Genomic DNA, 8475 nt, shown 5'->3' with positions numbered 1-8475 from the left:
GGGAGCCGAAAGGATGCCCCGATGACCGACTTCGCCGCTTCAGCCGACGAGATCGCCGCCCTGGTGCCGGACGACTGCCTCCTGGCGCTGCCGCCGGACTACTCGGGCTGCGCCATGGCGGCCGTGCGCGCGCTGATCCGCCGCGGCGCCCGGGACCTGAGCTTGCTCGCCGTGCCGCAGATGGGGTTCCAGGCCGACCTGCTGATCGGCGCCGGCTGCGTCGCCGCCGTTGAGGCGGCCGCGGTGACCTTGGGCGAGCACGGCCCGGCGCCGCGCTTCACGGAGGCCGTCAAGACGGGGCGTATCGAGATCCGCGATTCCACCTGCCCGGCGATTCACGCGGCGCTGCAGGCGGCTGAGAAGGGCCTGCCGTTCCTGCCGCTGCGCGGCATCCTGGGCTCCGACCTGCTGACCCATCGGCCGGACTGGCACGTGATCGAGAACCCCTTCGAATCGGACGATCCGATCCTGGCCCTGCCGGCGATAAAGCCGGACGTCGCGCTGTTTCACGCGCCGCTGGCGGACCGGGAAGGCAACGTCTGGATCGGCGTCCGGCGCGAGCTGATGACCATGGCGCACGCGTCGCGGCTGACGCTGGTGACGGTCGAGGAGATCACCGACGAGGACCTCCTCGCCGACGACACGCGGGCGGCCGGCACCATCCCGGCGCTCTATGTCTCGGCGCTCGCCGAGGCGCCCCGGGGCGCCTGGCCGCTGGGCCTTCGGGGCTGCTACCCGGCCGACGCGGACGAGCTCCGCCGCTACGCCGAGGCGGCGCGCAGCGAGGCCGGTTTCGCGCGCTATCTGGCGCAATCGGCGGGCCCCAGGGCGGCCGCCGAATGATGGCGTATTGCAAGGAAGAGCTGCTGATCGCGACGATCGCGCCGATGCTGGAAGACCTCGACCACGTCGCGGTCGGCGCGGCCTCGCCGATCCCGGGCGCCGCCGCGCTTCTCGCCAAGGCGCGGAGCGGCGGCCGGCTCAGGGTCTCGCTGCTCGGCAGCGAGCGGGACAACTTCTTCACCGATGGCGCACGGGAGCTGTTCGACTGCGCGGCCCAAGGGCGGATCGACGCCTTCTTCCTGGGCGGCGCCCAGATCGACGGCGGCGCCAACATCAATCTGGTCGGCATCGGCGGCTATCCGCGGAGCGAGGTGCGCTTCCCGGGCAGCTTCGGCTCGGCCTACCTGGCCTTCCTGGTACCGCGCATCATCCTGTTCCAGCCCGAGCACTCGACCCGCACGCTGGTGCCCAAGGTCGACTTCGTCAGTGCGCCGGGCACCAGCCCGGCCGAAGTCTACCGCCCCGGCGGGCCGATCGCCCTGGTCACCGGCCGCTGCGTCTTCGCCTTCGACCGCGCCGCCGGCCGCTTCCGCCTGGCCAGCCGGCATCCGGGCGAAAGCGTCGCGTCGATCGCCGAGAACACCGGGTTCGACTTCGACCTGGACGAGCCCGTGCCGGAAACCGCCAAACCCGACGAAGCGACTCTGGCGATGATCCGCGGCGCGGTCGGCGCCGCGATCGCCGAGACCTATCCGCACTTCGCCGCCCGGGTGCTCAACCGCGAGACAGCGAGGGCCGCATCGTGACCGGAACCGGGGGCGCTCTCACCGGGCTGGTGGTGATCGATCTGACCCGGGTGCTGGGCGGCCCCTATTGCACCCAGGTCCTGGGCGACCACGGCGCGGAGATCGTCAAGATCGAGCCGCCCCAGGGCGACGAGGTGCGCGACTGGGGCCCGCCGTTCCGCGACGGCGACGCCTCCTATTTCATCGGGGTCAACCGGAACAAGCGGTCGCTCGGCCTCGATCTGTCGAAGCCGGAAGGCCGGGAGGTGCTGCTGCGCCTGCTGGAGCGGGCCGACGTCCTGATCGAGAACTACAAGCCGGGCGCCATGGAAAAGTGGGGCCTCGGCTACGAGGAGGTCTTGAAGGCGCGCTTTCCGCGGCTGATCCACTGCCGCATCAGCGGTTTCGGGTCCGACGGCCCCCTCGGCGGCTACCCGGGCTACGACGCCGTGATCCAGGCCATGACCGGCATGTTCTCGATCAACGGCACGACCGAGTCGGGCGCGACGCGCCTCGGCATTCCCATGGTCGACATCGGCACCGGACTTTACGCCGCCATCGGCATCCTCATGGCGCTGCAGGAGCGCGAGAGGTCGGGCCAGGGTCAGTACATCGACCTGACGCTCTACGACTCGGGGATCGCGCTCATGCACCCCCACATCCCGAACTACGCCCTCTCCGGCAAGGTCCCGGTACAGACCGGCAACGGCCACCCCAACATCGCGCCCTACGACAAGTTCGAGACCAGAACCGTCGATATCTTCATCGCGGCGGGCAACGACCGGGCGTTTCAGCGCATCTGCCAAGCCCTGGACCGGCCCGACCTGGCGGCGGACGAGCGCTTTCAGGACAACGCGGGCCGCGTAACCCACCGCGAAGACCTGAACGCGGCCCTCCGCGAGAGCCTGGCCCAGGTCGACGGCGAAGAGATCTGCGAGCGCCTGCTGGCCAAGGGCGTCCCGATCGGGCCGGTGCACGACGTCGCCCAGGTCATGGCCCACGCCCACACCCAGCACCGAGAAATGGACCTCCAGCGCGACGGCTACCGGGGCTGGGGCTTGCCGATCAAGTTCTCGCGGACGCCCGGTTCGCTGCGGCACACGCCGCCACCCTTCGGCACCCAGGGACGCGAGATCCTGGCGGAGTTCGGCTTCTCCGCCGAGGAGATCAAGGGCTTGGCGGAGGGCGGCGTGCTGATCGAGGAACGGCGCAAGATCTAGCCCGAACTTCTCAAAAGGGCCGGAATTGCGGGGCCCTATTTGTCGCCGGAGGGCGTCACGACAATCTGGGCGATGTTGACCCGCTCGGGCTGTTCGAGAGCGAAGAGAACAGCGGCGGCGATGTCTTCCGGCTCCAGGGCGGCAAGGAAGGAATCATAGAAGGCGGCCGCCTTGTCGCTGTCGCCCCGGTGACGGGCCTCCGCGAAGCCGGTCCGGACCAGGCCGGGAAGAATCTCGGTGATCCGGATCGGATCGTTCTTGTAGTCCTTGCGCAGCCCCTCGGTGAAGGCTCGGACGGCGTGCTTGGTCGCCGCATAGATCGAGCCGCCCGCGTAGGTGCCCAGGCCGGCGATCGATCCCAAGGTGACGACATGGCCCCGGCCGCGCGCGAGCATGCCGGGGATGACCGCGTGGCAGACCCCTATCAGGCCGGTCACGTTGGTTTCAATCGTGGAGGCCCAGTCGGCCATATCGCCCCGGTCGAAGCGCTGCCGGCCGCCGACGTCCGAACCGGCGTTGGCAATCAGGACGTCGATCTCCCGCCAGTTCTCGGGCAGGGTCTCCAGCAACTGGGCGACCGCGGCGCGGTCGGTCACGTCCAGACAGAGCGGGTATGCCGTTTCGAGCCGGGCGGCGTAGAACTCCTCCAGCCGCTCCTGCCGCCGCGCCGCGCAGATCACGCGGAGCCCTCGTTGGAGCAGGCCTTCGGCGACGGCGTGGCCAATGCCGCCGCTCGCACCGGTCACCAAGGCGACGGCCCCGGGCCGAATGGTCTCCGCGGTTTCCGAGCTTGCCATGGCGGTCCAGGCTAGAGCGGATCATGATTAGATGGAACCACTACGTGGTTGCCATCTAAACATGTGAATCTGCTCTAGCGCCCTTCGCGCCACCAGGCCATCATGATTCCGCCAATCGTCAGGAGCAGGACCAGGATCGCCGGGAGCAGCGGCGCCTGCGCCACCCCGGTCACGACATAGCCGCCGTTCGCCTGCAGGCCGATCCAGTCCCGCCCGTGGCGGTCCCGGCCCGGCTTGACCCGGCGCAGATCGGGCAGACCCTGGGCGGCCAGCTTGACCACCGCGCCGCCGCTCTCGTCGACCAGGGGCTCCAGCCGCTCGGCGGTGGCGCGAAGGTCCTCGAATTCGGCGGGATTGAGCGGGCCGACCGCGGCCAGCGCAGTCCGCTCACCGTCGCTGGCCCGGTAAAGTCCCGATTCGGTCACCTCCATGACCGCGACCGACTTGCCGTCCGGGCCCGCCTGGAGGGTCAGCTGCTCGACCGCGCCCGAAGGCAGAGTCACCCGGATTGGCGGCAGATCGAGGTCGAGGGAGCGGCGCTGCACCTCGAGCCGGTTCCCGTTCACCGTGGCCCGCAGATCCTCTTCCTCCAGGTCGGGCTCCTTCATCAGCCAGTGGGCGACGCGGCGCAGCAGCTCGGCCTGCGGGCCTCCGCCCTCGAAGCCGCGCGACCAGAGCCACATGTGGTCGCTCATGATCTGGGCGACCCGTCCCTCGCCCACCCGCTCGAGGATCAGCAGGGGCCGTCCGCCGATCCCGTTCATCACGGTGGCGCCGGCGGCGGGATAAACGTCGATCTGACGGAACCAACGGCCCCAGGACGGGCCTCCGTTCGGGCCGTCGTCCGAGCCCGGCAGGGCCGCGGTCACGGGATGCCGCCGACCGAGTTCGGTCAGGGCGGGGCGGAAGCCCTCCTCGAAGATGTTGCCGCTCGGCTCGGCCGGCAGGATGCGGCCCAGCGGCGTGCGATAGAGCGAGAGCGGCGTCGCGAAGGTCGGCCCGACCGCCTCCAGCAAGGCGCCGCCCTTCTCGACGTAGCGCGCGATGTTATCGAGGTAGATGGTCGGCAGCACGCCGCGGCGCCGGTAGCGGTCGAAGATGATCAGATCGAACTCGTCGAGCTTGACCTCGAAGAGCTCGCGGGTCGGAAAGGCGATCAGCGAGAGCTCCCGGATCGGCGTGCCGTCCTGCTTCTCGGGCGGCCTGAGGATCGTGAAGTGAACCAGATCGACCGAGGGATCGGACTTCAGGATGTTGCGCCAGGCCCGCTCGCCGCCGTGCGGTTCGCCCGATACCAGAAGTACGCGCAAGCGGTCGCGCACGCCGTTGACCTCGACGGCGGTGCGATTGTTGATCAGCGTCAGCTCTTCCGGGCCGGCCTCGGCCTCGAGCTCGATGATGCTGCCGCCGCGACGCTTGAGGCCGAAGGTCACCTCCTGCTCGACGCCGGTCGGCACCTGCAGGATCCGGGGCGGGCCGCCGTCCTGGCGCAAGGTGACGACGACGGGTTCTCGCGAGTCACGGTCGGGCAGCGCGTCGACCTGGAACTTGAGCGTCAGCTCGCGGCCGACGATGCCGAAGCGCGGCGCGTGAGTGATCACGATGCGCCGGTCCCGCTCCTCTTCGCGACCGGTCAGCAAGAGGTGGATCGGCGCATCGAAGCCGAGCGCGTCCAGATTGTCCGGCACGTCGTGGATCTGGCCGTCGCTGACCACGATCACGCCGCCGACACGCTGGCGCGGCACCGTGGAGAGCGCCTGCCGCAGCGCGGAGAATAGCCGCGTGCCCTGCTGGTCCTCGCCGAGACCGCCGCCGGCGACCCGGACGACCCGGGTGTCAAGGTCGCTTATTCCCTCGAGCGTTTCCGTCAGGTGGGCGAGCGCCGCTTCGTTCTGTTCCGGTCTCGGCTCGACCCGCTGGCTCGGGCTCTCGTCGACGACGATGAGCGCGATGTCGTCGAGCGGGTCGCGCTCCTCCTCGACCAGCGAGGGGTTGGCCAGCGCCAGCAGCAGGACGCCGGCGCCCAAGACCCGCCACCAGGCGCCGGGTGCCCGGCGCCACAGGACCAGCAGCAGGACCAGCAGGGTCGCGACGCCCAGCGCGATCATCACCGTCGAAGGCAGCAGCGGCGACCAGGCGATGCTGAGCTGCCCGGTCATTGGCCCAGGCGCTCCAGGATGAAGGGTACGTGCACCTGATCCGCCTTGTAGTTGCCGGTGAGCGCATACATCACGAGGTTGACGCCGAAACGGTAGGCCAGCTCGCGCTGCCGCTCACCCCCCGGCACGACGGCGAAGAGCGGCCGGCCGAACTCGTTGACGGCCCAGGCGCGGGCCCAGTCGTTCGATCCGATGATGACCGAGGCGACCCCGTCGTTGACCCGGCCTTCCGTGGCGCCGATCCAGACCGCGCCGCCGGAGAAGCGTCCGGGAAAGTCCTGCATCAGATAGAACGACTTGGTCATGACGTGGTCCGGCGGGACCGGCGACAGCGGGGGAATCTCCAGGCCCGCGGTCAGGCGCCGCAGCGCCTCGGTGCCTCGGCTGACCCGGCCCAGCAGCTGAACGCCAGTGCTCTGCTCCTGGAGGTCGAAGAGCACCGTCCCGCCGTTGATCAGAAAGTGGTCCATCTTCCGGCGGGCGATCTCCGTGAGGTCGCGCTGCTCGGCCGTGATGGGCCAGTAGAGCAGCGGGAAGAAGGACAGCTCGTCGCGGTCGAGATCGACGCCGAGTGGCGCCGCCGCCTCGATCGAGGTGCGGCGTTGCAGCACCCGGCTGAGGCCGAACAGACCGGCCCGGCTGGCGTCGTCGACCGCCGGCACGCCGGTCTTCACGTAAGCCAGGCGGGTATGCAGCGTGGCCTCCATGGCGAAGCGGTCGGCGGCGGCGCTCTGCGCGGCGAGGTCGCTGACCGGCAGGAAAACGAGCAGCGCGACGGAAGCGGCGCTGGCGCGCAGCGCCGGGCGGAGCATACCGCGCAGCGCCAGCGCGATCAGGAGATCGAGCAGGAGCAGGACGAGCGCGGCCGCCAGCAGCCAGGGCTTCAGATCGTTCTCCGCGTCCCGGCTGTAGGTCTCGACCGCCACGTCGGCCGGCAGGTCCCGGATCGGTGTCAGCGACGGCGCGGCGTCCACCAGGTTATGGGCCCGCTTCCAGCCGACGTCGCCGTAGTAGCCGGGCGGATGCCGGGGGCCGACCCGGCCCTCGTCGAAGACCTCGGGCCCGGCGGAGAGGGCCGTGGGCGGCGGCGCGCCCAGCCGGCCGAAGCCGTCGATCGTTTCGAGCGGCGCCAGCGCCCGGGTCTCGTCGCTCTCGCTGCGCACGCCCTGGCTCGTCGCCACGGTCCGCCGCAGCATCTCGACGAAGAGACCCGAGAGCGAAAGGTTCGCCCAGTCCGTGTTCGCTGTCGTGTGCACCAGCACGACCCAGCCCTCGCCGCGCGGCTCGGCCGTAACCAGGGGAGTGCCGTCGGCCAGCCGGGCCCAGGTCTTGTCCGCCAGATCGAGCGCCGGCTCGGCCAGCACCTGGCGATTGACCAGCACGTCCTGGGGCACGCTCAGCCCGGCGAAGGGGCTCCGGGCATCGAACGCGGCCAACCGCACCGGCGTGTCCCAGGTCATGATACCGCCGAGCGTGCGCCCGCCGCCGCGCAGGGTGACCGGCAGCAGACTGTCGCCGGAATCCTCCGCCAGCCGGGCGCCGGCGAATCGGAGCAGGAGGCCGCCTTCCTCGACCCAGGCGCTCAGCTTGTTCGACGCCTCCGCGGGCAGACCGCCGAGATCGGGCAGGACAATGACGGCGAGGCGCCCGCGCAGCAGCCCGTCGATCTCGCCCTTGCGCAGCTCGGTGAAGGGCGCCAGCGCGCGCTCGAGGTAATAGATCTCGCTGAGCAGAGGCTGGCTTTCCTTGAGCGGACCAGTCGCGACAAGGCCGACCGGGCGCCGCCGCCAGCTCTCGTCGAGCAACAGCACGGCCCCCGCGTGCTCCTGGCCTTCGATCGCCAGGCGCGCTATGCGGTTGCGCAGCTCGGCCGGCAGGTCGAGGCTGACCGCGGCCAGGCGCTCGTCGGCCTCGAAGCTTACGACGCTGCGGGCGACCAGGGTGCCGTCCTCAGCCGTCGCCAGGATCACGACCTGCTCCGGGGCGCCCGCCACCGCCCGCTCGACACGCAGCCGAAGCGCAACACCGTCCAGTTCCGGGGGCCGGATCAGGTGCGGCATGGCGCCGTCGCCGTCGCGCAGAACCCGCACCGAGCCGAGCGCGCCGAGCCGGTCGACGAAGTCGCGGGCCGCGCCGTCGTCAAAGCCGTCGGACAGCCAGACGACGTCGGCCGCGCCTTCGAAGCTCTGCTCCTCTAGGGCGGCGAGGGCGGCCGCGCGGTCGACCGGCCAGGGTTTCGGCACCAGGCCGCCGAGCCGGCGCCGCGCCTCGCCGGCGGTCATGACCCCGGAAACAGAGACCGGCTCGTCCAGCTCGCTCGCCGCCGTGGTCAGGACGACCGCCGAACGGCCCTCCCGTTCCGCCTGGGCGAGCAGGCTCTCCATCGCGGCGCGCCGGTCGCCCCAATACCGGCCGGCGGCCCATCCGTCGTCCACCGCCACGATCAGCGGTCCGTCACCGCTCAACCGATCGGCCGGATTGAGGATCGGCTGCGCCAGGGCGAGAATGACGAGGACCGCGATTGCAGTGCGCAGCAGGATCAACCACCAGGGCGTGCGCGCCGGCGTCTCCTCCGGCGGCTCGAGCCCGAAGAGGAGGCGGATCGCCGGGAACCGCAGCATGCGCGGCGCCGGCGGCGTCACGCGCAGCAGCCACCAGAGCAGCGGCAGCGCGAGAAGCCCGGCGAGGATCCAGGGCTGGGCGAAGGCGAGAGGACCGAGTTCCAGCATGG

General features: G+C 70.7%; 6 protein-coding genes. 3 read left to right on the top strand and 3 right to left on the bottom strand.

Annotation, left to right across the window (positions count from 1 at the left end):
- The 3 genes from QNJ67_11470 to QNJ67_11460 form a co-directional block, all read left to right on the top strand.
- Nucleotides 1-843 (top strand): CoA-transferase (locus QNJ67_11470; GenBank protein MDJ0609585.1); only part of this gene is annotated, 843 nt, incomplete at its 5' end.
- Entirely contained in the window at nucleotides 840-1589 is a 750-nt protein-coding gene (locus QNJ67_11465) for a CoA-transferase (GenBank protein MDJ0609584.1), read from the top strand. The genes QNJ67_11470 and QNJ67_11465, both read left to right, overlap by 4 nt.
- Nucleotides 1586-2788 (top strand): CoA transferase, encoded by a 1203-nt coding sequence (locus tag QNJ67_11460; protein ID MDJ0609583.1) that lies wholly within the window; start codon nucleotides 1586-1588, stop codon nucleotides 2786-2788. Before QNJ67_11465 ends, QNJ67_11460 begins: the two co-directional genes overlap by 4 nt.
- A 35-nt stretch (nucleotides 2789-2823) precedes the next feature.
- Here the strand turns inward: QNJ67_11460 and QNJ67_11455 are convergent, their stop codons facing one another.
- From QNJ67_11455 to QNJ67_11445, 3 genes are all read right to left on the bottom strand, one after another.
- Nucleotides 2824-3585 carry an SDR family oxidoreductase gene (locus tag QNJ67_11455; protein ID MDJ0609582.1) on the bottom strand — a complete coding sequence of 254 codons (762 nt, stop codon included), beginning with the start codon at nucleotides 3583-3585 and terminating at the stop codon, nucleotides 2824-2826.
- A gap of 74 nt (nucleotides 3586-3659) precedes the next feature.
- Complete coding sequence (locus tag QNJ67_11450) at nucleotides 3660-5744, bottom strand: hypothetical protein (protein MDJ0609581.1); 2085 nt, start codon at nucleotides 5742-5744, stop codon at nucleotides 3660-3662.
- On the bottom strand, nucleotides 5741-8473 hold the full coding sequence (locus tag QNJ67_11445; protein MDJ0609580.1) for a DUF4159 domain-containing protein: 2733 nt from the start codon (nucleotides 8471-8473) through the stop codon (nucleotides 5741-5743). Before QNJ67_11445 ends, QNJ67_11450 begins: the two co-directional genes overlap by 4 nt.
- Between the last annotated feature and the right edge of the window lie 2 nt (nucleotides 8474-8475).

The organism is Kiloniellales bacterium, assembly GCA_030064845.1.
GTDB lineage: Bacteria > Pseudomonadota > Alphaproteobacteria > Kiloniellales > JAKSDN01 > JASJEC01.
This window is presented reverse-complemented; position numbering and strand designations above follow the sequence as displayed.

Excerpts from the sequence above, each read along its gene's own strand:
- QNJ67_11465 (MDJ0609584.1), top strand. The coding sequence starts at position 840 with ATGATGGCGTATTGCAAGGAAGAGCTGCTGATCGCGACGATCGCGCCG.
- QNJ67_11455 (MDJ0609582.1), bottom strand. The coding sequence starts at position 3,585 with ATGGCAAGCTCGGAAACCGCGGAGACCATTCGGCCCGGGGCCGTCGCC.
- QNJ67_11450 (MDJ0609581.1), bottom strand. The coding sequence starts at position 5,744 with ATGACCGGGCAGCTCAGCATCGCCTGGTCGCCGCTGCTGCCTTCGACG.
- QNJ67_11445 (MDJ0609580.1), bottom strand. The coding sequence starts at position 8,473 with ATGCTGGAACTCGGTCCTCTCGCCTTCGCCCAGCCCTGGATCCTCGCC.